At 35.2% G+C, this 23,601-nt stretch carries 23 protein-coding genes; 14 read left to right on the top strand and 9 right to left on the bottom strand.

The window, feature by feature from the left end; all coding sequences use genetic code 11:
* Position 1: 1 nt before the first annotated feature.
* Positions 2-1,180, top strand: a complete 1,179-nt coding sequence (ispC, locus tag GQ590_RS05630) for a 1-deoxy-D-xylulose-5-phosphate reductoisomerase (RefSeq protein ID WP_160405677.1) — start codon at positions 2-4, stop codon at positions 1,178-1,180.
* A gap of 61 nt (positions 1,181-1,241) precedes the next feature.
* On the opposite strand, the gene GQ590_RS05635 is transcribed toward ispC, so the two are convergent.
* Complete coding sequence (locus tag GQ590_RS05635; RefSeq protein ID WP_160405678.1) at positions 1,242-2,201, bottom strand: aminoimidazole riboside kinase; 960 nt, start codon at positions 2,199-2,201, stop codon at positions 1,242-1,244.
* Between the two features lie 272 nt (positions 2,202-2,473).
* Between GQ590_RS05635 and GQ590_RS05640 the strand changes: the two genes are divergently transcribed.
* Complete coding sequence (locus GQ590_RS05640; RefSeq protein ID WP_160405679.1) at positions 2,474-3,943, top strand: glycoside hydrolase family 32 protein; 1,470 nt, start codon at positions 2,474-2,476, stop codon at positions 3,941-3,943.
* Between the two features lie 210 nt (positions 3,944-4,153).
* Here the strand turns inward: GQ590_RS05640 and GQ590_RS05645 are convergent, their stop codons facing one another.
* Both GQ590_RS05645 and GQ590_RS05650 read right to left on the bottom strand, forming a co-directional pair.
* Complete coding sequence (locus GQ590_RS05645) at positions 4,154-5,635, bottom strand: SulP family inorganic anion transporter (protein ID WP_160405680.1); 1,482 nt, start codon at positions 5,633-5,635, stop codon at positions 4,154-4,156.
* A gap of 253 nt (positions 5,636-5,888) precedes the next feature.
* Positions 5,889-6,893 carry a LacI family DNA-binding transcriptional regulator gene (locus GQ590_RS05650; protein ID WP_065635384.1) on the bottom strand — a complete coding sequence of 335 codons (1,005 nt, stop codon included), beginning with the start codon at positions 6,891-6,893 and terminating at the stop codon, positions 5,889-5,891.
* Between the two features lie 202 nt (positions 6,894-7,095).
* On the opposite strand from GQ590_RS05650, the gene GQ590_RS05655 reads away from it, so the two are divergent.
* Both GQ590_RS05655 and cysE read left to right on the top strand, forming a co-directional pair.
* Positions 7,096-8,340 (top strand): oligosaccharide MFS transporter, encoded by a 1,245-nt coding sequence (locus tag GQ590_RS05655; protein ID WP_160405681.1) that lies wholly within the window; start codon positions 7,096-7,098, stop codon positions 8,338-8,340.
* A gap of 182 nt (positions 8,341-8,522) precedes the next feature.
* Positions 8,523-9,284, top strand: coding sequence for a serine O-acetyltransferase (cysE, locus tag GQ590_RS05660; protein ID WP_065635417.1), 762 nt, complete (start codon positions 8,523-8,525; stop codon positions 9,282-9,284).
* 129 nt (positions 9,285-9,413) lie between these two features.
* Here the strand turns inward: cysE and tilS are convergent, their stop codons facing one another.
* Positions 9,414-10,724 (bottom strand): tRNA lysidine(34) synthetase TilS, encoded by a 1,311-nt coding sequence (tilS, locus tag GQ590_RS05665; protein WP_160405682.1) that lies wholly within the window; start codon positions 10,722-10,724, stop codon positions 9,414-9,416.
* 63 nt (positions 10,725-10,787) lie between these two features.
* The gene (gene metC, locus GQ590_RS05670) at positions 10,788-11,969 is read right to left on the bottom strand and encodes a cystathionine beta-lyase (RefSeq protein WP_160405683.1); all 1,182 of its coding nucleotides are present in this window, start codon (positions 11,967-11,969) and stop codon (positions 10,788-10,790) included.
* A 120-nt stretch (positions 11,970-12,089) separates the two neighbouring features.
* Here metC and GQ590_RS05675 point away from each other — a divergent pair, with 120 nt between their 5' ends.
* On the top strand, positions 12,090-12,707 hold the full coding sequence (locus tag GQ590_RS05675; RefSeq protein ID WP_160405684.1) for a 4'-phosphopantetheinyl transferase superfamily protein: 618 nt from the start codon (positions 12,090-12,092) through the stop codon (positions 12,705-12,707).
* A 50-nt stretch (positions 12,708-12,757) separates the two neighbouring features.
* Here the strand turns inward: GQ590_RS05675 and GQ590_RS05680 are convergent, their stop codons facing one another.
* A complete protein-coding gene (locus GQ590_RS05680; RefSeq protein ID WP_160405685.1) occupies positions 12,758-13,531 on the bottom strand; it encodes a tyrosine-protein phosphatase in 774 nt (257 codons plus the stop codon).
* Between the two features lie 103 nt (positions 13,532-13,634).
* Here GQ590_RS05680 and pepB point away from each other — a divergent pair, with 103 nt between their 5' ends.
* Entirely contained in the window at positions 13,635-14,915 is a 1,281-nt protein-coding gene (pepB, locus tag GQ590_RS05685; RefSeq protein ID WP_160405686.1) for an aminopeptidase PepB, read from the top strand.
* Positions 14,916-15,058: 143 nt separating this feature from the next.
* Here the strand turns inward: pepB and GQ590_RS05690 are convergent, their stop codons facing one another.
* On the bottom strand, positions 15,059-15,622 hold the full coding sequence (locus GQ590_RS05690; RefSeq protein ID WP_160405687.1) for a peptidylprolyl isomerase: 564 nt from the start codon (positions 15,620-15,622) through the stop codon (positions 15,059-15,061).
* Positions 15,623-15,819: 197 nt separating this feature from the next.
* On the opposite strand from GQ590_RS05690, the gene GQ590_RS05695 reads away from it, so the two are divergent.
* From GQ590_RS05695 to robA, 3 genes are all read left to right on the top strand, one after another.
* On the top strand, positions 15,820-16,491 hold the full coding sequence (locus GQ590_RS05695; protein WP_160405688.1) for a phosphoribosyltransferase family protein: 672 nt from the start codon (positions 15,820-15,822) through the stop codon (positions 16,489-16,491).
* 110 nt (positions 16,492-16,601) lie between these two features.
* Positions 16,602-17,177 (top strand): Fe-S biogenesis protein NfuA, encoded by a 576-nt coding sequence (gene nfuA / locus GQ590_RS05700; protein WP_160405786.1) that lies wholly within the window; start codon positions 16,602-16,604, stop codon positions 17,175-17,177.
* 86 nt (positions 17,178-17,263) lie between these two features.
* On the top strand, positions 17,264-18,181 hold the full coding sequence (gene robA, locus GQ590_RS05705) for an MDR efflux pump AcrAB transcriptional activator RobA (RefSeq protein ID WP_160405689.1): 918 nt from the start codon (positions 17,264-17,266) through the stop codon (positions 18,179-18,181).
* A gap of 47 nt (positions 18,182-18,228) precedes the next feature.
* Here robA and trpR read toward each other — a convergent pair whose 3' ends face one another.
* Together trpR and sltY are read right to left on the bottom strand one after the other, a co-directional pair.
* Complete coding sequence (gene trpR / locus GQ590_RS05710) at positions 18,229-18,519, bottom strand: trp operon repressor (RefSeq protein WP_160405690.1); 291 nt, start codon at positions 18,517-18,519, stop codon at positions 18,229-18,231.
* A 9-nt stretch (positions 18,520-18,528) separates the two neighbouring features.
* Positions 18,529-20,469: a murein transglycosylase gene (gene sltY / locus GQ590_RS05715; RefSeq protein ID WP_160405691.1), complete on the bottom strand. Its 1,941-nt coding sequence runs from the start codon at positions 20,467-20,469 to the stop codon at positions 18,529-18,531.
* Between the two features lie 162 nt (positions 20,470-20,631).
* On the opposite strand from sltY, the gene iscR reads away from it, so the two are divergent.
* From iscR to hscB, 5 genes are read left to right on the top strand one after another with little or no spacing between them, the layout of a single operon-like run.
* A complete protein-coding gene (iscR, locus tag GQ590_RS05720) occupies positions 20,632-21,087 on the top strand; it encodes a Fe-S cluster assembly transcriptional regulator IscR (RefSeq protein ID WP_160405692.1) in 456 nt (151 codons plus the stop codon).
* A 32-nt stretch (positions 21,088-21,119) separates the two neighbouring features.
* Positions 21,120-22,334 carry an IscS subfamily cysteine desulfurase gene (locus tag GQ590_RS05725; RefSeq protein ID WP_160405693.1) on the top strand — a complete coding sequence of 405 codons (1,215 nt, stop codon included), beginning with the start codon at positions 21,120-21,122 and terminating at the stop codon, positions 22,332-22,334.
* 15 nt (positions 22,335-22,349) lie between these two features.
* Complete coding sequence (iscU, locus tag GQ590_RS05730) at positions 22,350-22,736, top strand: Fe-S cluster assembly scaffold IscU (RefSeq protein ID WP_160405694.1); 387 nt, start codon at positions 22,350-22,352, stop codon at positions 22,734-22,736.
* Positions 22,736-23,059 carry an iron-sulfur cluster assembly protein IscA gene (gene iscA / locus GQ590_RS05735; protein WP_160405695.1) on the top strand — a complete coding sequence of 108 codons (324 nt, stop codon included), beginning with the start codon at positions 22,736-22,738 and terminating at the stop codon, positions 23,057-23,059. The genes iscU and iscA overlap by 1 nt, the downstream gene beginning before the upstream one ends.
* A gap of 15 nt (positions 23,060-23,074) precedes the next feature.
* Positions 23,075-23,593, top strand: a complete 519-nt coding sequence (gene hscB / locus GQ590_RS05740) for a Fe-S protein assembly co-chaperone HscB (RefSeq protein WP_160405696.1) — start codon at positions 23,075-23,077, stop codon at positions 23,591-23,593.
* Positions 23,594-23,601: the final 8 nt, after the last annotated feature.

The raw sequence follows: 23,601 nt of genomic DNA on the forward strand, positions 1-23,601 counted from the left end.
TATGAAAAACATCACAATTTTAGGTTCGACTGGCTCAATTGGTTGCAGTACGCTAGCGGTTATTGCTCAAAATCCACATCTATTTAAAGCTTATGCTTTAGTAGGAGGTAATAATGTTGCCAAAATGACTGAGCAATGTTTGACTTTTAAACCTAAATACGTTGCCATGGCAACAGCGCAAGCCGCGACAGAGTTAAAAGCAAATCTTGCTAATTTAAAATTGGATATTGAAGTGTTAAGTGGTGAACAAGCCATTTGCGACTTAGCGCAGTTGCCCGAGGTCGATCAAGTGATGGCGGCTATTGTGGGGGCGGCAGGGCTAAGACCAACGCTTGCTGCGATTAAAAAAGGTAAGCGTATTTTGTTGGCCAATAAAGAATCGCTAGTAACCTGTGGGCATTTATTTATGCAAGCGATTAAAGAGTATGGTGCTGAGTTGTTACCAGTGGATAGTGAACATAACGCTATTTTTCAAAGTTTGCCAACAGTGGTACAGCATGATTTAGGTTTTGCTAATCTTGCTGAGCATGGTATTACTAAAATCGTGTTAACAGGATCTGGCGGACCATTTCGCGATTGGGATTTAGCTAAACTGGCGCATGTCACCCCCGAGCAAGCGGTGGCTCACCCTAATTGGTCGATGGGCAAAAAAATATCTGTCGATTCGGCAACGATGATGAATAAAGGCCTTGAATATATTGAAGCTCGTTGGTTATTTAATGCCAGTGCCGATGAAATGGAAATTATTATTCATCCGCAATCAATCATCCATTCCATGGTGCGTTATCAAGATGGTAGTGTGGTGGCTGAACTTGGTGTGCCTGATATGTGCACGCCAATTGCTTATGCCATGTCTTACCCCGATCGTGTGCCATCAAGCGTACCTCCTTTAGATTTTACGCAAATTTCATCGTTAACCTTTAAACAACCTGACTTTGGTCGTTATCCATGTTTAAAATTGGCAATCGATGCCTTTAATCAAGGGCAAGCGGCTACCACGGCGCTTAATGCTGCTAATGAAGTTGCGGTTGAGGCCTTTTTGCAAAATAAAATTGGTTTTATGGATATTGCCAAGCAAGTATCAAGTGTATTAGACAAGCTTAATCTACCTGAACCAAAAACGATTGACGATGTTTTTGTTATTGATGATTGGGCAAGATCGCAAGCATTAGTTTATTAGCGGTTATGGTTAAATGTATGGTGATGATTTCACCATACATTAGCTTTATAAGCATTAAGTGTTAATCCATTAATTTAGCCGATAGTGCAGGGTTATCAGCAATAAATGATTGTAAAAATGCACTATCAGGAAGCGCGGTTAACGCGCCTTTTTGGGTCGTGGCTAATGCCCCACAAGCACTGGCGACAGTCATCATACTTTCTAGCATTAATTTATCGTTTGGCATTCCTGATGTTGCAATGCTACTAAGCAATCCTGCAACAAAAGCATCGCCTGCGCCTGTTGTGTCAACACTATTAACATGATAAGCGTTAAACGAGAACATTTTATCTTGCCATAATACAACACTGCCATCTTTACCTTTGGTGATTAATTTTAATGGTGCATGATAATGCTGTTGTAGTTTGTTTAGGGCAATTGTCCAATTGTCACTTTCTGTTAACCAAAATAGCTCATCATCAGATAATTTTAGAATATCAGCATCATGGCAAAATTGGTTGATTGTTATGCGCATTTCGGTTTTATCGACCCACATTTGTTCACGCAAATTGATATCAAAACTAATTAAACCTTTTTGAGTGCTAAGTTGGTTAATTGCCGTTTTGACGGTTTGTCGGCAAGTGTGGCCAACTAGCGCTAAAGAACAAAAATGTAAAATATCTTGGTTAAATTTAGGAATAGCTTGTTGTGATAAAAATTGATCGGCCGATGGTGAAACTAAAAAAGTAAAGCTTCGTTCACCATTTTTACCTAGATCAACCACTACAGTGCTAGTTTTGTGGTGATCATCTTTTTCAAGACTTTGGCAATCAACGTGATGCTCGCAAAACGTCTTTTCCATAAAATGACCAAAAGGGTCGTTGCCTACTCGCCCAATAAATCCTGATCGAAGCCCTAATTTTGCAATGCCAATTGCGACATTGGCAGGTGCGCCGCCAGCGCATGCTTTATAATTCATATCAACAAGCGGTAATAAATCAACGACCGCATCGCCAAGACACCAAACTTTAGTATTATTCATTTTATGACTCAATTTGTAGTTAGTTATGTTTTAATTTGCTAAATATATCGTTATTTTTGCATAAATGAGTTAAGTTTTTATTATTTGATATATCGTTATCAAAGGTTGATAATAGACTAAATCATTTATCAAAAAAATCATGGTTAGCATTAAAAATATGTGACATTTATCACATATTTCACTTGTTATTTTAACATGAGTTAACGTTAACAGGTAAATTAGAGTACTATGTAACTATATCAATTTAATATTGGGTGAATAAAGGGGATTTTATGTCTAGTACTATTGATAAAGCTAATCAAGCTGTTGAAAATTTAGAAAAAGAGATGAATAAGCAATACTATCCGCATTTTCATTTAGCACCGCAATCAGGTTGGATGAATGATCCTAATGGTTTGATCTATTTTAAAGGGCAATATCATGCTTTTTATCAACATCATCCTTATAATGAAAATTGGGGACCAATGCATTGGGGGCATGCTGTTAGCGATGACTTGGTGACATGGCGTAGATTACCAATAGCTATTGCACCTGATCAAGATTTTGATAAAAGTGGTTGCTTTTCGGGTTCCGCTGTTGATAACCATGGCGAGCTGTATTTGTTTTATACTGGACATGTCTGGTTAAGCGGCCAAGGTGATGATGAGCAGATCCGCCAAACTCAATGCTTTGCAACGAGTAAAGATGGCATTCATTTTGAAAAACAAGGTACAGTGCTTGTTCCTAAAGAAGGGATTATGCATTTTCGTGATCCTAAAGTTTGGCAACAAGAAGGTAAATGGTGGATGGTTGTTGGTCAACGAACTCCTGATGATGTGGGTGAGGTCTTGCTTTATCGTTCTGATAATTTAAAAAATTGGGAATTTGATCAGGTCGTTGTCAGCAATATCGATCCGAACGTTTATATGCTTGAATGCCCAGACTTTTTTCCACTTGGTGATAAATGGGTTTTGATGTTTTCACCACAAGGCATGAAAGCAAAAGGATATCAATACCGCAATCGTTTTCAGTCTGGTTATATTGTTGGTGATTGGCAACCAAGAAAACCATTTTCTATTATTAAACCTTTCCAAGAAATGGATTTTGGGCATGATTTTTATGCGCCGCAATCATTTCTTGCTGCTGATGGACGCCGTATTGTTTTTGCTTGGATGGATATGTGGGAGTCTGCCATGCCGAGCAAAAAAGATAAATGGGCAGGCGCGTTTACGCTTCCACGTGAACTTATTTTAGATCATGATAATAAAGTTCGAAACCGCCCAATTAAAGAGCTTGAAGCATTACGAGAAAACCCACAATCGCTAAATAATATCATCCTAAAAAATCAACTTAAAAATACAGATATTCAATCTATTAGCTGTGAACTTAAGGTTGAACTTGATTTAACTCAAAGTGATGCCGAGCGGTTTGGTTTGCAACTTGCCGCAACCGAAGATGGTAAACAAGCAACATTACTGTTTGTTGATCTACAATCAAATCGTCTTGTACTTGATAGGAGCTTATCAGGTCTTGAATTAAAAGGTTACCGCAGTGTGTCGTTACCAGAAACAGATAAATTAACCTTGCACATTTTTATTGATGCCTCATCAGTCGAGGTTTTTGTCAATGATGATTTGTATAGCTTGACTAGTCGTATTTATCCACAATTACCTGCAAAACGCCAAATTAATTTATTTGCTGAAAATGGACAAGCTAAAATCACTAAATTAGACAGTTGGCAATTGAAATCTATTTATTCATAATATTATTCACTGCCAATAGGCAGTGAAGTTTTACTTTTGTAAAGTCGAATTTTTATTGAAACGTATTCAGAAATACGACAAATTGTTTATTTTGTAACGCAATTTTTATATTATCAAGATTAATGTAGGCAAATATTGCATTTATTATTAGTATATGTCACATGTTTCTAAATAATAAATGCAGAACTTTGTTTTCCATTGCATATTTATTTAGTGGCTATTTAGCTTTTGTTTTGCATCTGGTTTATTATAAACCCCAAAATGGTCTACGATTGTGCTACTTGCTTTATTTAGCCCTAAAACTTCTACTTGTGCGCCTTCTGTGCGGAATTTGATTACAACTTTATCTAAAGCTGCTACAGCAGTTATGTCCCAAAAATGTGCTTGGGTAAGATCAATTGTTACTTTTTTTGCTGATTTTGTAAAATCAAATGAACTAATAAATTTTGAGGAAGAAGCAAAAAATACTTGTCCATACACGATATAGATGTGCTGTTCCTTATTGTGTTGCTTAGTTTCAATTTGTAGGTAATGAGCAACTTTATTAGCATAAAATAATGATGCCAGTAACACTCCTACAAATACACCGTAAGCAAGGTTATGGGTAAATACCACTACAACTACAGTCGAAAGCATCACAATATTGGTTGAAAGTGGATATGATTTAAGGTTTCTAATTGATTCCCAGCTAAAGGTACCAATTGAAACCATTATCATGACAGCAACTAACGCAGCCATGGGAATTTGGCTTACCCAGTCTTGCAAAAACACAACTAATAATAAAAGAACACTTCCTGCTATGAATGAAGATAGACGCGTTCGTCCACCTGACTTCATATTAATAATTGATTGTCCAATCATCGCACAACCAGCCATACCACCAAAGAAGCCCGTGACTATATTGGCGATACCTTGTCCCTTGCATTCTCGGTTTTTATCACTCGGTGTGTCGGTTATATCATCTACAATGGTTGCGGTCATCATTGACTCTAATAAGCCAACAATGGCTAATGAAATGGAATAAGGAAGAATAATCAATAGAGTATCAAGATTAAAAGGAACATTTGGAAGTAAAAATGTAGGCAAACTTGTTGGAAGTGTTCCCATATCGCCGACCGTTCTTATATCCATTCCCAGATACATATAAATACCAGTAAGAGTAAGAATGCAGAGTAGCGGTGAAGGAAGTATTTTTCCTACTTTAGGAACATAAGGAAAAAGGTAAATAATACCAAGTCCTGCAATAGTCATTACATAAACGTGCCATGTTACATTAGTCAATTCTGGAAGTTGCGCTAAAAAGATCAAGATAGCTAAGGCATTGACAAAACCAGTTACCACAGAGCGAGAAACAAAGCGCATTAAGTTTCCTAATTGAAGAAAACCCGCAATAATCTGAAAAATACCACATAAGATTGTTGCAACTAGTAAATATTCAACTCCGTGATTTTTAACTAATCCTGCAATAACTAACGCCATTGCACCTGTAGCAGCAGAAATCATACCTGGACGGCCACCAGTAAAAGCAGTAACAACCGCTATACAAAAGGCAGCATATAGCCCCATTTTGGGATCAACGCCAGCAATAATTGAAAAAGCAATTGCTTCGGGAATAAGAGCTAGCGCTACAACGACACCGGACAGAACATCATTTCTGATATTTGAAAACCATTCTTTATATAAAGATTGCATTGAATTAAATCACCATCTGAAAAAGTAAAAGAAAATTACAGCGTGAAGGAATGCATTATAAGGCTAGCAAAATTTGATAGGAACAAACATGAAGTCTGTGCATCACGCGAGTAATTATAATTATGATTGATAAAAAGAACTCGCAATAAACTACACAGGTATACTCCAGAATAAATTTATATTTTTATACTAATAAAGTTTAAGCAATTGTACAAGATTAATTTTTTATTATAGCCAAAGACAATAATAATTTTTATAAAGATTCCCTTTCTAAATAAGGCGATGCCACATGTACTATCTCTTTTTGGGGTTGATTTGTGATAATATGTAATGCTGCTTGTTTACCGATCTCATAATGAGGTAACTGAACTGTTGTCAGTGGTGGGTAAAATAGTTCACCTGTGCCCACCATATTATCGTAACCTAATACCGCAATATCATTTGGAATTTTTAATCCTTTGCTAAGTAAAAATTGATAAGCAACAAAAGCAATGCGGTCATTACCACAAATTAGCACATCAAAATCCGGTTTTTTATTACAATGTTGTTTCAATATATCAACTGTCATCATATATTCTTGTTTAATATTACTTGGCAAATGAGATATATGGTAACTTGTTAGATCTTTTATGTCTTTGCCAGCATCTTGCCATGCTTGTTCAACTGCTTTACGTCGAGTATTACCTGCCAATGTTTTATCTGATAGGTAGATACATAAAGGTTTTTTATAACCTTTTCTAATTACTTGCTGCATAGCTTGATATTGACCTAAATAGTCATTTGGTATATAGCAAGGCAACTTTTCAGAATTACTAATACAATTAGCTAACACTATATTTTTTTTCAGTAATTTTTTAGGGAGATCAACTTTTCGTAATCCCATTGTTGTATAAATGATACCATCAGGTCGATACGATAATAGTGTATTAATTGCGTGATCAGCGTGTTTATCATCAAACAAATTTACAATAAAAGTATTCCAACCATATTGTTGAGCTGTTTTTTCAATTGCTTGTAATAGTTCAACCGAAAAAGGCGTCATTGCTGTTTCTAAGGCAAGCACCCCAATAGCACGAGGCCCTGAATTATCACCTCTAATTTTACGTGCTGACAAGTCAGGAACATAATTAAGCTGATCAATGGCTTGTTTGACTCGATTATAAGTTTCTTTGTTTAATTTGCTAGGATCATTTATTGCTCTAGATACTGTCATCAAGGACACTGATGCCAGTTTTGCAACATCCTTTAGTGAAGCCATACATAAATCCTTTTTACTTACAAGTATAGAAGATTAACGATTAATCTTAACGTGATCAAATGATAACACAATGATAAATGATAAAAAATGTGAGATAAGTAGCAATTATGAAAATTGATTATGTTCATTCCTTAATAAATATGCGCATAATGTTAACATTAACATGTTAACGTTAAACACAAACGATTATAGGGTAATAAATATGAATATAGTACAAAACAGAAATTATTGGTTCTCATCTGGTTACCTTTTTACATTTTATGCCGCATGGTCACTGTGGTGGTCTTTTTATGCTATTTGGTTAAACAATAAAATTGGCTTATCGGGTGAGCAGTTAGGCATTGTTTATGCTGCTAATTCTGCTGCTGCCATGTTTTTTATGATTTTCTATGGCATTATCCAAGACAAATTACAAACAGGTAAAGCAGTTGTTACTTTTCAAAGTATTATTATGATGCTTATTGGCCCATTTTTAATTTATGTGTATGAACCTTTATTACAAAATAATTTTATTTGGGGTGTTTGTATTGGTGCACCAGTTTTAAGTGCCAGCTTTATTTCAGGTAGCGCTTTGATTGACTCTTTTATTGAACGCATTAGCCGGTTATTTGGCTTTGAATTTGGTTCCGCTCGTTTTTGGGGATCATTTGGTTATGCTGCTGCAACATTTGTTGCGGGTAAGTTATTTGGTATTGATCCTCATATTAACTTTTGGATGGCATCGGTTATTGCAGTTATCTTTTTTACTATTAATATTGTATTTAAGCCAAAACACTATCAAACATCACCGATTAAAAATAACAATACCACTTTATCAGAAAAAACAACGACTATACCAACAATGGCTGAAATTTTCTCGCTTTTAGGATTGCAAAAATTTTGGTTATTTGTATTGTTTGTTATTGGTACTTATAGTTTTTATACTATCTATGATCAGCAGTTATTTCCTAATTTTTATACTAGCTTTTTTGACAAACCAGAAGATGGTTATGAAGTTTATGGCTATTTAAATTCCTTCCAAGTCTTTTTAGAAGCAGCGTGTATGGTTATTGCGCCTTATTTTATTAACAAAATGGGAGCTAAAAAATCGTTATTAGTTGCTGCATTAGTCATGATTTGCCGAATTGCATTATCTGCAACATTAGATAACGTTTATTTCATTTCGTTAGTAAAACTATTTCATGCGATTGAAATTCCCTTATTTATTTTGGCAATGTTTAAATATATTGTAGGTAATTTTGATGCAAGGTTATCTGCTACACTTTACTTAGTTGGTTTTAATATTTCATCAAATCTTGGTGTTATTGTGTTGTCATGGTTGGTGGGTAAATTATTTGATAAGACAGGATATGCAACAACATTTTATGTGCTTGCGGGAGTTGTTTTACTTACTTCGATAATAGCAATATTTACTTTAAGTGACGAGAAAAAGGCAAATCAACAATAGTTTTAAATTAGCGCTAATAATTACAAAAATGGGAACATATTGTTTCCATTTTTCTTTTTTATCAACATTAAATCAATACAATCCTTGCTTCCAAGGAAAGTTTGCGAAACAATATTAGCAATTTTAGTTATTGAGTATAGGGACTTGTAGTGAATGATGTAAAAGTAGTTGTTAAACCCGAGATGTTATGGCAAACCATTCGGCAAGAGGCCTTTGAATTAGTGGAAAGCGAGCCAATGCTAGCAAGTTATTTCCATGCAACTTTACTTAATCATGAAGATTTGGGCAGTGCTTTAAGCTATATTTTAGCTAATAAACTTGTTTCTCAGGTTATGCCCGCTATTGAAATTCGTGAAATTGCTAGGCAGGCTTATCAAGCTGATGAAAGCCTCATCCAATTTGCGGTAAGTGATATTAGTGCCGTTTATATTCGCGATCCTGCAACAAATTACTACTCAACACCACTTCTTTATTACAAAGGATTTTTGTCCTTGCAAGCTTATCGAATTGCTCATTGGCTTTGGAAGCAAAACCGTAAATCACTTGCCATTTTTCTACAAAGCCAAATTGCGATAGTGTTTGGGGTGGATATTCATCCTGCGGCAAAAATTGGTTGTGGTGTGATGTTTGATCACGCAACCGGTATTGTGATTGGTGAAACGGTCGTAATTGAGAATGATGTTTCTATTTTGCAATCTGTTACATTAGGCGGTACAGGTAAAGAAAACGGTGATCGTCATCCCAAAATTCGAGAAGGGGTAATGATTGGCGCTCACTCAACGATTTTAGGTAATATCGAAATCGGCAAAGGTGCCAAAATTGGAGCGGGTTCTGTTGTGTTAGATCCTGTGCCACAGCATACCACCGTTGCAGGTGTACCTGCTAAAGTAGTGGGGTGTCCTGATTGCGAAAAACCAGCGTTAAATATGGATCAAGATATTTAATTATGTGTAGGAATAACTTGCGTCGTTTACAGCTATAGTAGCTCAAATCTTTTTACGTTATAAAATAACTAGAATGTCAGCTCAAATAAAGAGTATAAAAGTTTTTTAACATATTAAATCGATGTATTATTATTCCACAAGAGTAAAACCGATTTGTGTTCCTTTTCCTTGTTCTGTCACAAATACGCCAACTGCGCAGATCAGTTGTTCGTTGTAGTAAATCAATGGGATTCGTGTTCGCATCCATGGTGGAATATTATGCTCTTGCCATAGTTTTTTTATTGATCGTGAACCGTGACGATTAACAATTTGAAATTTTCCTTGAGCATGGAATTGTACTGTCACTTGTTCGTCTTTTTTCGGCAAACGACATGTTAAATGATGTTGGTTATTGAGCTGTAATTTACCGACATTATCAGGCAAGATTAATTCAGAAGTTAAGTCCCAATCGAGTTTTTGTTGTTCAATATTTTGATATAGCGGTAATAGGTAGAGTTGATTCTGATAACGGCGTATTTGTTTGTTGTTAAGAATAAATTGTGGATTGGCATCCTCTTTGGCTAAGGCAACGGTTGGCCAAATTAAAGCCAATTGTTTTTGAGTTGGCATGACTATTTGTTGAGTTCGTAACCACATGCGCAAAATAGCATTGCGTTTATATTCTGAATAATTTATTAAAGGGGAAAGGTTCAATTGCCCTTGTTGGGTAACAATTTGTTGAAATTCAGATAATAATAATTCGTTAATTAATGCTTCTTGTTGTTGACATAATTCCGCACTGCGTGCCACCATTTGCGAAAAATGAGGCCAGCGTTGATTAATTGTTGGCAAGACATTGAGTCTTAAAAAGTTACGATCGTAGCGGTCATCTTGGTTGCTTTCATCTTCTATCCAAATGAGCTGATGTTTATTCGCATAGGTTTCAATTTGTGATCGTGATATTGTTAATAAAGGTCGAAGATGTTGTTGATTTTCCCTTGGCATTGCGGACAATCCTGCAGGTCCACTACCACGTTTCAATGCCAAGAAGAAAGTTTCACATTGATCATCAAGATGTTGAGCTGTACATAACGTTTCATCATCTTTTAGATGGTGATATATAGCTTGGTAACGTGCATTTCTAGCTTGCTCTTCAATATTACCCGCTATGAGATCAAGTCTGACTTTTTCAATAATTATTGGAACTTGCCATGTTTGACATTGTTGCTTGCAATGCATTGCCCAGTTGTCAGCATTGCTACTCAAACCATGATGAATATAGATCGCTCTTAGTTCTAAATTTGGTAACAATTGTTGTTTAAGCTTAACAAGCACATGCATTAATACCGTTGAGTCAACACCACCACTATATGCAACCAGTAGCGCTTTGTGGTGTTTTATATTATGAAAAACTGTTTGTTTTATTATTTCATCACACGTGATTTGGTTTTGATTATTCATCTTCTACTTACATTATGCTAAACTAAACATTCGTAATGCATTGGTTTTATATAGATTCATTTTTTATAGCTTGATTCTGTCTAAACCAGCAGCAAGATCGGCAATTAAATCATCGGGATCTTCAAGACCTATATGAAGACGAATTAAAGTTCCTTTAAAATCAATACCAGATACAGGTCTAATTTTTGCTAGTTCTTCGGGTTGATTGGCTAAAATTAATGATTCAAAACCACCCCATGAATAAGCCATTGAGAAATAAGTTAAGTTGTCAATAAAATCAGATAATTGCTCGTCAGTTAATCGATCTTTGAGTACAAAAGAAAATAATCCACTTGCACCTGAAAAATCACGTTTAAAAAATTCATGCCCCTTACAACTTTCTAATGCTGGGTGATTGACGGTAGCAACTTTAGGATGATGAGCTAACCATTTTGCTACTTTTATGCCGCTTTCATGATGTTGTTTAAGTCTTATTGCTAGTGTTCGTAAGCCTCGGGTTGCCATGTAAGCTGTGTCTGCGTCGCACATTTGTCCCATTAAGTAGGAGCGTTCGCGTAGTCTGTCCCAACAACGCTGATTAGCAACTGCAGTGCCTAGCATAGCATCAGAATGACCGATTAGGTATTTAGTACCTGCTTGTATTGAGATATCAATATCATGCGCTAGGGCTTTAAATAATATGCTAGCTCCCCAAGTGTTATCCATCATGATAACAATTTCAGGGTTGCTGCTTCGAATGGCTTTGACAATAGTGGGGATGTCTTGCACTTCCATTGTTATGGAACTAGGTGACTCAAGAAATACGACTTTGGTATTGGGTTTTATATAATTGGTGATATTACTGCCTATTAACGGCGAAAAGTAATCCGTTTCAACGCCTAGATCTTTTAAGATGTGTTGGCAAAATTCTTGAGTAGGTTCGTAAGCCGCTTCGGATACTAAAATGTGATCGCCCGTTTTTACAAAAGCTAAAATGGAATTAGCAATTGCTGCTGCACCACATGGGTAAAGGTAACAACCTGCTCCACCTTCAATTTCAACCATCGCATCTTGTAGCGAAAAATGAGTTAATGTACCACGGCGTCCATAGAATAATGCACCATTGGCACGGTTTTTGGTTGCTTCTTTTTTTGTTTCAATTGAATCAAAAACCAGTGATGAGGCTCGTTGTATTACCGAATTAACAGCGCCTTGTGTATAACGCTTTTTACGTCCAGCATGAACTAATTTTGTTGGTAATGACATAATGATACACCTTTGCGACTATTTATTAAGGTTGATATTTTTATTAATTTTGATAACAGTTAGCATAGCATGCTGTTAAAATAGTAAAAAATAAATTTTATTAATATTTTCTTGCTAACTATGCTAATTGTTCAACTTGCTTACCTTAATGACGCTGACATTAATTTTTCACTGTTGCCTCAAACGCTTCTTGATGAAGCGAATAATTTAAGTGGACAGCGTAAAAAACAGTTTTTAGTTTGCCGTTCAATTTTGGCTCATTTGCTTAAACAATACTGTGATATTTCGATGTTACCTGTTATTAAGGTTGGAGATAATGGTCGTCCCTCTTTTTTAGAGCCACACTTACCAGATTTTAATATTAGTCATAGCCAAGATTGGGTAGCAGTTGCGATTTCTTTAGTTGGTAAGGTTGGTTTAGATATCGAAGTAGCACGTCCACGAAAAAATTATTTGAAAGTAGCTAAAAATTTTTTTGCTGATGACGAATATCAATGGATGACTAAACAAGATGATACATTAAGAGCCTTTTGGCAACTATGGACATTAAAAGAGTCTGCATTAAAGCTTTATGCTAAAGGTGTTTGGCAAATAAAATCGGTTAACGTCGACTTAAAACAGCAGATGATTATGGCACCTTTTGCACAAGAATTTTATTATCAATATCGTCAAGTGGACGATGTTCATCTGTCGGTGAACAGCAACCAACCGATCTCTAAATTAATTTTGTTGCCTTAATATAATGTTTTTCCATTATCTATTATGACACGATAATGGTTTGTTATTTATTAAACCAGATAGATATCTTGAATTCTTTTCCTATTAGTTTCGTTTAATTGATATTCCTGTGATAACCAATTGTCAATTGTGCCGTGACGCGTTTTAATTGCATTCAGTGCCGCAGTTAGATACTCTTTTTTGGCGGCAAAAATTAATTTGCGTTTTTCAAACTCATCAGGCGTCATTTCATGTTGGTATTGGCTTAATAGATTTTCACGATAATCTGACAATAGCTGTTCTGTTAGTAAATAATCGTGCATGACAGTTTCTTCACTAACCCCCAGAGCAAACAATGTTAATGCAACGCCAACACCTGTACGATCTTTACCAACAGCACAATGTTGTACCAATGGTCTACCTTGTGAGTTTAGTAGGATTGAGGAAAGTTTTTGATATGCTGCGTTATTAAATGGTAGTAGCTGGTAAAGCTTAATCATAAAATCAAATGGAGCATTTTTTTTAAGTGTTTGGTGAGCATTGCCTAGATCACTTGTTAAACTTGCGGTGATCGTATTGCTCAACGGATTAGCTGGTACATTAATATAATGAACATTTTGCCATAATTTATCTGGATTTCGTTCAATTTCATCAGGATCGCGATAGTCTAAAACGTAGTGCAGATTTAGCTGATTAGCCAAAAAAGATTGCTCTTGTTGTGTAATAAGCGAGAATGCGCCTGAGCGGTATAGCAGTCCCGATCGAATTTGACGTCCATCAGTTGTTTTGATTCCTCCCAAATCACGAAAATTAATTCCATTTTTTATTGGTACTATCGCTGCCATTATTCTTCCTTATTTCTGCTTAACTTAGCTTGCTATATTAACATGTTTCTGATTAGAATTAATTCATTGTTATGTCGTTTATCAATTTTTTGAGGTTTTTACTATGTCGACGTTATCTGTTTTACTAACTGATAAACCTGCACCAAAACAGTGGGGAAAAGATGCATTGCTGAGTTTTTCTAACGAGGCGATTACTATTCACTATAAACCAGAACATCGCTTAGGGGCGATTCAACGTGCAGGTCGCAAGTTAGATAACCAAGGAATAAATTCGGTTAAACTAAGCGGTGAAAATTGGGATCTTGAAGCTTGTTGGCATTTTTGGTTGGGTTACCGTAATGCTAAAAAAAGTACGAAAGTCAGTTGGCCTAAACTAAATACCAAAGACAAACAAGAGTTAAAACACCGTTTAGCGATCATTGATTGGTGCCGTGATATTGTTAACGAGCAAGCCGAGACATTAAGCCCATTGACTCTAGCAACGAAAAGTGCGGAATTAATTAGTGCCTATTCGTCTGATGTCTTTTACAACATTGTTTCCGGCGAAGCGTTAAAAGAGTATGATTATATGGGAATTTATTCGGTGGGTAAAGGGTCGGATAGACCTGCTGCCTTGCTTGAACTTGATTATAACCCAACCCAAAACCCTAATTCACCAATTACGGCCTGTTTAGTTGGTAAAGGTATTACCTTTGATTCTGGAGGATATAGCTTAAAACCAAGTAATTTTATGGAGTCAATGCGCTCAGATATGGGTGGGGCTGCGTTAGTGACCAGCGCGTTAGCATTAGCCATTGCACGTGGCGTGAATCATCGAATTAAGCTGTATTTATGTTGTGCTGATAATTTGGTTAGTGGCAATGCATTTAAGTTAGGTGATATTATTCGTTATCGTAATGGTAAAACAGTCGAGGTTGATAATACCGATGCCGAAGGGCGCCTTGTCTTGGCTGATGGTTTAATTTGTGCTGATAATGATAAACCTCATTATATTATTGACTGCGCAACACTGACTGGTGCGGCTAAAATTGCGGTAGGGAATGATTATCACTCATTACTTTCGTTTGATGATAACTTTGCTAGCCAATTGTTAGCTAGTAGTGATGTTGAACATGAAGCTTTTTGGCGATTACCATTAGCAGAATTTCACCGTTCGCAATTTCCATCATCGTTCGCTGATATGGCAAATTCCGGCATACCTAATACCGCTGGAGCAAGCACCGCTGCGGCTTTTTTATCACATTTTATTAAAAATTATCAAAAAAATTGGTTACATATTGATTGTTCAGCAACATTTCGCAAAAGTGCGACAGCTTTATGGGCAACAGGTGCTACAGGCGTTGGCGTGAGAACATTGGCAAACTTATTAATAGCATTAAAATAGTTTGGAATGATAGTCGTAAATGTAGGTTAGTATTATTAGGATAAACACCGCTGCAAATCGTTTCATTTCCAGCGGTGTTTTGTTATTAGAAAATTTCTTATTAAAAAAAGAATTGCGATAATTAATTTATAGTCGCTATATTATTATTCTTTAACAACAATGGCTTTTTTGATGTAAATTGGCTCAACCGGAACATTTTGGTGGGGTCCTACGCGCTTAGTTTCTACGCCCACAATTTTGTCAACTACGTCCATGCCTTTAATAACTTTACCAAATACCGCATAACCATATTGCATTGATGATTGGTAATTAAGAAAGTCATTGTTGACGACATTGATAAAAAATTGGCTTGTTGCGCTGTTTACTTCACTGGTTCTTGCCATGGCAATAGTGCCACGGTCATTTTTTAAACCATTGTCGGCTTCGTTTTTAATTGCTGGATTAGTATCTTTGAATTTTAATTGCTCATCAGCACCACCACCTTGAATCATAAATCCAGGGATAACGCGATGGAAAGTTAAATTTTCATAGAATCCACTATTTACATAATCAAGAAAGTTTTTGGTGGTAATCGGCGCATGTTCGCTGTCTAGCTCAATTTCAATGTCACCCATACTGGTTTGTAATAATACTTTGGTGTCAGCTAAAGCGATGCTAGAAAATAAAGTTAGTAATATTGTGATAAATAAAAGTTTAATTTTTTTCATATATTAATTTCTTGCTCCAAAAAGGGAATGGTTGATTATACCGAATATTTAATTATTTTGAATACTATTATGAAAAATCAGATAATTTTTTGCGTTGCAGATCGTAGAAGTATTTAATTGTATAAAATAGCAAAACCAATTGCTTTATTGTATTGATGTTTCCTGAAACTTTTTTACAAATAAAGATATTAAATTTTATGCGATGTATTTTGTGTGATATGCCTTTGTTTTTGTCTCATCATGGCATTTGTTGTCAATGCGTTAATAATTTACCAAAATTCAATAAAATTTGTCATCAATGCTGTTTGCCACACTCTTTATCGACAGATATTTGTTATCGATGCCGTGTCAATCGACCACACTGGAATGAACTTATTGCCGTTTCTGATTATGTTAATCCGTTAAAAAAGTTAATTCATCATTTAAAGTTCTATAATAAAATTGAACTAAGTACAGCATTAGCAAGATTGATGTTTTTAGCTTGGTATCAACGGCGAGAAAGTGACGCTCTAGTTAAACCTGATTTGGTGACTTGTGTGCCATTGCATCATATTCGTTATTGGTCTCGTGGTTTTAATCAAGCAGAATTATTGGCAAAGCCAATTGCTAGATGGTTAAATCGTGATTTTTATCCTTATTTGTTGTCTCGGAATAAAAGTGGACAAGATCAAAAAAGGCTGTCTCTTACAGAACGAATTGCTAATGTCGAAACGCTTTTTATATGTCATCAAGATCTTTCAAAAAAAACGATAATGCTTATTGATGATATTGTCACAACAGGTAATACAATTAATGTCATTAGCCAACAATTAAAAAAATGCGGTGCAACGAGCGTTCAAGTCGTTTGTTTATGCCGTACAGTATTGTAAAATCCTAAACAACGCCTATAATAACCAAGAAAGTTAGTCAACTATTATTATATTATAAATGATATTAGGTTTATTATGACCTAATAACATTAAAGTGAGGGGTTATGTCTATTATCACTATTTCTGAATCAGCTCAACAACACTTTAAAAAATTGCTTGCTAATCAACCTGATGGGACACAAATTCGGGTGTTTGTTATTAACCCAGGTACGCCTAGTGCTGAATGTGGTGTTTCGTATTGTCCTGCTGATACAGTGGATGATAGTGATATAGAAGAAAAATATACTGACTTTTCAGTTTATATTGATGAAATTAGTGCGCCATTTTTAGAAGAAACCATTATTGATTATGTGACAGATGAATTAGGTTCGCAATTAACATTAAAAGCGCCAAATTCAAAAATGAAAAAAGTCGCTGACGATGCGCCACTTATTGAACGTGTCAATTATGTAATTCAAGCGCAGATTAATCCTCAATTAGCTAGTCATGGTGGGCATGTTAGTTTAGTTGAGTTAACTGAAGATAATTATGTTATATTGCAATTTGGTGGTGGATGTAATGGATGCTCAATGGTCGATTACACTTTGAAAGAAGGCATTGAAAAACAATTAATGGCAGAATTCCCTGAACTTGCTGGTGTAAAAGATATTACAGAACATCATGCCGGAGCGCACTCGTTTTGCTGAAAATAAATTTTATTTAAGCCTTGCTTATTGCTAGGATTGAGTCATAATCGATTGATATTTGCCATTTGATATTATGATGAGGTTTTATGAATCAAGTTAGTATTATTTCAGATCTTATCGTTTGGATTGAAAAAAATTTGGAGCAACCGTTATCTATCGATCATGTTGCACAAAAATCAGGTTATTCAAAATGGCATTTACAACGTATGTTTAAAGAGGTAACAGGTCAGGTACTTGGAACTTATATTCGGCATCGTCGCTTGACCTATGCAGCACTTGCGCTGCGTATGACTAGTAAGCCTATTTTAGATATTGCGATGCAATATCGTTTTGATTCTCAACAAACTTTTACCCGATCTTTTAAAAAACAATTTAATGAAACACCCGCAAGTTATAGGCGAGGTGAATTTTGGGATCCCGCAGGACTAACACCGGCTATTGAACTAAATAAAAATAAGCTTTCATTACCTGAACCAATATTTGTTAATATGCCCAAACGAACTTTTTGGGGTATTACCTTTAAGAATAATTGTAATTTGAGCCAATTATTAGATGAAGAAAATAAGCTAAGAACTGAATTTTTTTATAATTATATATCACGCTGTAATAATAAATGTGGAAATCTACCAGACAAGATTTATGCTTTTAGTCGTATATTGAAAAGCAAAGATAATACTAATGAACAAGAGCTATTTTATACAATTGCTTTAGATCATAATAATAATCTTGAACATATTGAGGAGTTTGTTAGTGAAGGAGGCTTATATCTTTGCTTTAAATATATTGGTTCACCCGATGAGTTTAGTGATTTTATTTCTCGAGTACATTTAGCGGCTATGCCTGCATTAAAAGTACGTTTGCGTTACTCTAGTTGCATAATTGAAATTCATAAAAACCTTCATGATGAAAGTATTGAATCTGTTAAGGATATTAAACATATGGAATGTGATTATTGCGTGCCGGTTGTGGCCGAAAGTGACGTCAATATCCAATCAAATTTATAGTTATAACGAAATATTCTAATATGTTGATAGATATTGACTTATTTTGTTTAATTATCTGATTTTAATAAAATACTTTCTAACCACTTTTTGAATTCAGGTGTTACTTCTTTAAGACTATTAGATCCTCTAGTTACTGTTGCAATACCAATTTTAAGTTGTTCTTTAAGTTGGCGTTGATTGATTGAACCATCAAGTAGTGAATGTACAATTTTAAGTCGGGTGATTAATGCATCGCGCTCATCAGCGGTCATTAATAATTTTAATATATCAAGTGCATAACCGTCATTAAACGCTTGGTGTAATATTTTAACGGTTTGTTGCCATTCGTTAGTTTTCATTATAATCACCTAATATTGTTTATTAAATTCATTTGAACTAAGAAAATTGACATTTTTTTGCCCTAAGATTACTTGATAAATATAATCATATACCAATACGTTTTTGACGTAATTACGTGTTTCAGTAAATGGTATACTATCAATAAATGCTGCTGCATCAAGTTTTCCATTACTCTTTTTTAGCCAGCGTTTAACATTATTTGGGCCAGCATTGTAAGCTGCTGAAGATAATATGCGGTTATTATTATTTTGTTGATAAACCGAGTTTAGATACGAAGTGCCTAACTGTATATTGGTTTGAGGGTCAAATAATTGTGTTGATGAAACATAAGAGACTGAATTAACTTTTTTAGCTGTTTCTTTGGCTGTAGCAGGCATTAATTGCATTAATCCTCGAGCTCCTACAGGTGATTTAGCGGTAGTATCAAGCGCACTTTCTTGACGAGAAATAGCTAAAGCATAAGATAGCGTAATGGCTTTGTCTTTTAATGCACTATTATATAAATCTTTGTACATAATTGGTAAACGTTCTGTCCAGTTATTCCAAAGCTTGCCAGTAATAGTTGCTTGAATACTAAGATCTCCCCATCCTCTTTGTAAGGCATATTGGGCTAATGATAAATATTCATCTTTATTTCCTTGATTATTTAAGACATATCGCCATTCTTGTTTTGATTCTGATGTCATGCCAAAATAACGTAATTCGTTAATTCTTTTTACATAGGGTTGGTTATCATATTTGCTTTTTAATGTTGATATGTCTGATTGTGTGATTTTTTTGGATTGATTATTGATTGAATAAGACTGGTTAAGTGTCTGTGCACTTATCATGCCATAAAATCCACGTTTAGTTGTGAGTTTTTTTAAAATGCTGTTAGCTTCATTTTCTTTATTATTATTTAGTAGTACTCTAGCTTGCCAGTATTGCCACTCTTCTTTTAATTTATCTTCGGGTGATAATTGTGCTATCCAGTAAGCTATGTCCGTAAAGTTATAAGCATCTATCGCAAGGCGAATGCGTTTTTCAACTAATGCTGTATCATGATATTTTGCTATATAGCTATCACGCCATTTTATTTGTTCACTGGTCGCCGAATCATTAAAGTAGCGACTAGCCAAACTCTTTTGTAACATAATTTGCTCTGCTTCATTTAAGGCCTGCTGTTTTACTAGTTTTGGTAATAATGTTGCAGCTAAGTTTATGTCTGCTTTTGCTAAGCGAGGAAATGATGCTAAGACAATTTTTTTAGTGAAAGTATTAGCTTTAATATTTTTTGAAAAATCTTCTAATTTTCTAGGGTTATCTAATACAGCCAGTAAATTAATTTTTGTTGTTTTATAGTTCCCATCAAGTAAGTTTGCTAAATGTTTAGCTAACTTTAAATTACTTTCTTCAATAGCCAGTTCAATACGCAATAATATTAAATTAGTCGTTTTTTTGCCTGCTTGAGCCCAGGCGTCAAGTAATGGATCGCAGGCAGAAGGGAGCTCTTTGCCAGTCATCCAAAGAGATTCAATTGCACTAAAGGCAGTATCGTTATTTTCTTGTTGTAGTAACGCGTACTGATAGCGACAATTAGAAAGTATCGAGTTGTCTTTTGGAAAAGAGACAATTGAATTCCAATCTTGACGATTACTTAATTCTGTTAAGTAAGATTGGCTTAATGAAGCAGTTAGTGGAAAATCACTATACTGGTTAACAAAATCACTAATTATTTGGGGTGAAATGATCTTTATATTGTTTTGAAAAAATTGCACAGCAGCATAAGGATATAATGGATAATCTTTTATGGCAGAAAGTAGGGTTTGCTGTTCCTCAAAATTAAGTGTTTGATAAGAATTAAGCCATTTTTGGTAATATTCTCGTAGCCTTTTTTGAGAATTATCTGCATAAGTGCTACTTGTGAACAGTAGGCATGTTATCAAAAAACAACGTAATACTAGTTTCATCCTTTAACTCCCATATGAATTTAGCTTCTTAGATTAGCATATTATGCTATAGTTCGTCGATCATGAACTACGATTTAATTCCTACTAAAATACTCAACTAAATACTTGACTAAACTAAGAGGATATATACAATAAACGTTGTTAGATATAGGGGAATGATTAATGAAATTGACATCAAAAGGACGGTATGCGGTGACAGCAATGCTTGATGTCGCATTGCATGCTGATTCTGGGCCAGTATCTCTTGCCGATATTTCAGAACGTCAAGAAATCTCGCTTTCTTATCTTGAGCAATTATTTGCTCGGTTACGCAAAAATGGTTTAGTGCAAAGTGTTAGAGGCCCTGGCGGTGGTTATATTCTTAGCCGTAGTATGGATCAAATTGCTATTAGTGCTATTGTTAAAGCCGTTGATGAAACAGTGCATGCGACAAAGTGCCATGGGAAAGATGGGTGCCAAGGTGGTGTTAGATGTTTAACTCATACTCTTTGGAATGACTTAAGTGAGCGTATTGATCATTTCTTGACAAGTATTACTCTAAGTGAGTTGGTTAACAATCAAGAAGTTAAAGCCGTAGCTAATCGACAAAGTAATATACAGCACGTCCAAATTAATTAATAAAATACAGAATTTGTAATTGGGAGTATTTAATGAAACTACCTATTTATATGGATTATGCAGCCACTACGCCTGTAGATCCTACCGTTGCCGAAAAAATGATGCAGTATTTAACTCCTGATGGTATTTTTGGCAATCCAGCATCTCGTTCCCATAAGTTTGGTTGGCAGGCAGAAGAGGCGGTTGACATTGCTCGAAACCAAATCGCTGATTTGATTGGTGCTGATTCACGCGAAATCGTTTTTACATCAGGGGCTACCGAAGCGGATAACTTAGCTATTAAAGGTGCTGCACATTTTAATCAAGCCAAAGGTAAACATATTATTACTTGTAAAACTGAGCATAAAGCTGTGCTTGATACTTGTCGTCAACTTGAGCGAGAAGGTTATGAAGTGACTTATTTAACGCCAGAATCCGATGGGATCCTTGATCTTGATAAACTTGCAGCAGCTATGCGTAGTGATACAACCGTTGTATCAATTATGCATGTCAATAATGAAACGGGTGTAATACAAGACATTGAAAAAATTGGTGAGATGTGCCGCGAAAGAGGCATTGTTTTTCACGTTGATGCAACGCAAAGTGTGGGTAAATTACCAATTGATTTAACAAAATTAAAAGTCGATCTGATGTCGTTTTCGGGGCATAAGATTTATGGTCCTAAAGGAATTGGTGGACTTTATGTAAGGCGTAAACCTCGTGTTCGTATTGAAGCTCAAATGCATGGTGGTGGACATGAGCGGGGTATGCGTTCTGGCACTTTACCTGTACATCAAATTGTTGGTATGGGGGAAGCATATCATATCGCTAAAGAGGTAATGGCAACTGAAATGCCACGTTTGTTGTCGCTTAAGAATCGTTTATGGAATGGTTTAAAAGATATCGAAGAAGTTTATCTTAATGGTTCTTTAGAGCACAGTGTGCCAAATATCTTAAATGTTAGTTTTGCTTATATTGAAGGTGAATCTTTGATGATGGCTTTGAAAGATTTAGCTGTTTCATCAGGTTCGGCTTGTACATCTGCTAGTTTAGAGCCTTCTTATGTTTTGAGAGCATTAGGACTTAATGATGAGCTTGCTCATAGTTCAATCCGTTTTTCGATTGGTCGCTTTTCAACCGAAGAAGAAATTGATTATGTTATTAAGTTAGTTAAACAATCAATTGGTAAACTCAGAGATTTATCCCCGCTTTGGGAAATGTTTAAAGATGGCGTTGATTTGACAAAAATTAAATGGTCAGCACATTAAAATTAGGAGTAAATTATGGCGTATAGTGAAAAGGTTGTTGATCATTATGAAAACCCACGTAATGTTGGTTCTTTTGATCAAAATGATCCTAATGTGGGCAGTGGTATGGTTGGTGCACCAGCGTGTGGTGATGTAATGCGTTTGCAAATTAAAGTCAATGATAGTGGTATTATTGAAGACGCTAAGTTTAAAACCTATGGTTGTGGTAGTGCAATTGCATCAAGCTCTTTGGTTACAGAATGGATAAAAGGTAAAACATTAGACGAAGCAGAGGCGATTAAAAATACCGATATTGCAAATGAACTTGCTTTACCACCAGTTAAAATTCACTGTTCAATTTTAGCTGAAGATGCAATTAAAGCAGCAATAGATGATTATAAAAACAAAAAAGGACAGCGTTAATGACAATTACGTTAACAAACAGTGCAGCCGATCGTATTCAGGCTTTTTTAGCCAATCGTGGAAAAGGTGTTGGGCTCAGATTAGGTGTTAAAACATCAGGTTGTTCAGGTATGGCTTATGTTTTAGAGTTTGCTGATGTGATTAATGATGATGATAGCGTATTTGAAGACAAAGATGTTAAAGTCATCGTTGATAAAAAAAGTTTAGTTTATATTGATGGTACTGAACTTGATTTTGTCAAAGAAGGGTTAAATGAAGGTTTCAAATTTAATAATCCCAATGTGCATAATCAATGCGGTTGTGGTGAAAGTTTTAATGTGTAATTGGACAAAATAGTTATGGTTAATTATTTTGAATTGTTGGGTTTACCAGTTCAGTTACCAGTAGATGTCACACAGTTGACCGCTCATTATCAGCAATTGCAACGGCAGTATCATCCAGATAATTTTGCTACTGTAGCTGATAGTGATAAAGTGTCAATTATCCAAAAATCAGCAACTATAAATGATGGTTATCATACATTAAAAAATCCAATCAAAGCGGCTGAGTATTTTTTATCTTTGAAAGGTTTTGATGTAGTAACTGAGCAAAATATTATTCATGATACTGATTTCTTAATGGAACAATTTGCTCTCCGTGAACAGCTTGACGATATTGAAAGCCAAGCTAATTTTGAAGCATTAGATAGTTTTCATGAAGAAATTATTGAACGTCAAAAAACAGTATATAATGAACTATTACAATTCATCTCAAAGCAAAATTGGCAAATTGCACTTAATCAAATTTATAAAATCCGTTACCTAACTAGATTGATCGAACAAATCGAAAAGTTACAAGAAAAGCAATTTGATTTATAATTTAAGAT

It is taken from the genome of Gilliamella sp. Lep-s35 (genome assembly GCF_009795845.1).
Lineage (GTDB): Bacteria > Pseudomonadota > Gammaproteobacteria > Enterobacterales > Orbaceae > Gilliamella.

Excerpts from the sequence above, each read along its gene's own strand:
- GQ590_RS05650 (WP_065635384.1), bottom strand. The coding sequence starts at position 6,893 with ATGGCTTCACTAAAGGATGTTGCAAAACTGGCATCAGTGTCCTTGATG.
- robA (WP_160405689.1), top strand. The coding sequence starts at position 17,264 with ATGAATCAAGTTAGTATTATTTCAGATCTTATCGTTTGGATTGAAAAA.
- GQ590_RS05655 (WP_160405681.1), top strand. The coding sequence starts at position 7,096 with ATGAATATAGTACAAAACAGAAATTATTGGTTCTCATCTGGTTACCTT.
- iscA (WP_160405695.1), top strand. The coding sequence starts at position 22,736 with ATGACAATTACGTTAACAAACAGTGCAGCCGATCGTATTCAGGCTTTT.
- iscU (WP_160405694.1), top strand. The coding sequence starts at position 22,350 with ATGGCGTATAGTGAAAAGGTTGTTGATCATTATGAAAACCCACGTAAT.
- GQ590_RS05635 (WP_160405678.1), bottom strand. The coding sequence starts at position 2,201 with ATGAATAATACTAAAGTTTGGTGTCTTGGCGATGCGGTCGTTGATTTA.
- cysE (WP_065635417.1), top strand. The coding sequence starts at position 8,523 with ATGTTATGGCAAACCATTCGGCAAGAGGCCTTTGAATTAGTGGAAAGC.
- sltY (WP_160405691.1), bottom strand. The coding sequence starts at position 20,469 with ATGAAACTAGTATTACGTTGTTTTTTGATAACATGCCTACTGTTCACA.
- metC (WP_160405683.1), bottom strand. The coding sequence starts at position 11,969 with ATGTCATTACCAACAAAATTAGTTCATGCTGGACGTAAAAAGCGTTAT.
- tilS (WP_160405682.1), bottom strand. The coding sequence starts at position 10,724 with ATGAATAATCAAAACCAAATCACGTGTGATGAAATAATAAAACAAACA.
- GQ590_RS05725 (WP_160405693.1), top strand. The coding sequence starts at position 21,120 with ATGAAACTACCTATTTATATGGATTATGCAGCCACTACGCCTGTAGAT.
- iscR (WP_160405692.1), top strand. The coding sequence starts at position 20,632 with ATGAAATTGACATCAAAAGGACGGTATGCGGTGACAGCAATGCTTGAT.
- ispC (WP_160405677.1), top strand. The coding sequence starts at position 2 with ATGAAAAACATCACAATTTTAGGTTCGACTGGCTCAATTGGTTGCAGT.
- GQ590_RS05640 (WP_160405679.1), top strand. The coding sequence starts at position 2,474 with ATGTCTAGTACTATTGATAAAGCTAATCAAGCTGTTGAAAATTTAGAA.
- pepB (WP_160405686.1), top strand. The coding sequence starts at position 13,635 with ATGTCGACGTTATCTGTTTTACTAACTGATAAACCTGCACCAAAACAG.
- GQ590_RS05695 (WP_160405688.1), top strand. The coding sequence starts at position 15,820 with ATGCGATGTATTTTGTGTGATATGCCTTTGTTTTTGTCTCATCATGGC.
- trpR (WP_160405690.1), bottom strand. The coding sequence starts at position 18,519 with ATGAAAACTAACGAATGGCAACAAACCGTTAAAATATTACACCAAGCG.
- GQ590_RS05690 (WP_160405687.1), bottom strand. The coding sequence starts at position 15,622 with ATGAAAAAAATTAAACTTTTATTTATCACAATATTACTAACTTTATTT.
- GQ590_RS05675 (WP_160405684.1), top strand. The coding sequence starts at position 12,090 with ATGCTAATTGTTCAACTTGCTTACCTTAATGACGCTGACATTAATTTT.
- GQ590_RS05680 (WP_160405685.1), bottom strand. The coding sequence starts at position 13,531 with ATGGCAGCGATAGTACCAATAAAAAATGGAATTAATTTTCGTGATTTG.
- GQ590_RS05645 (WP_160405680.1), bottom strand. The coding sequence starts at position 5,635 with ATGCAATCTTTATATAAAGAATGGTTTTCAAATATCAGAAATGATGTT.
- hscB (WP_160405696.1), top strand. The coding sequence starts at position 23,075 with ATGGTTAATTATTTTGAATTGTTGGGTTTACCAGTTCAGTTACCAGTA.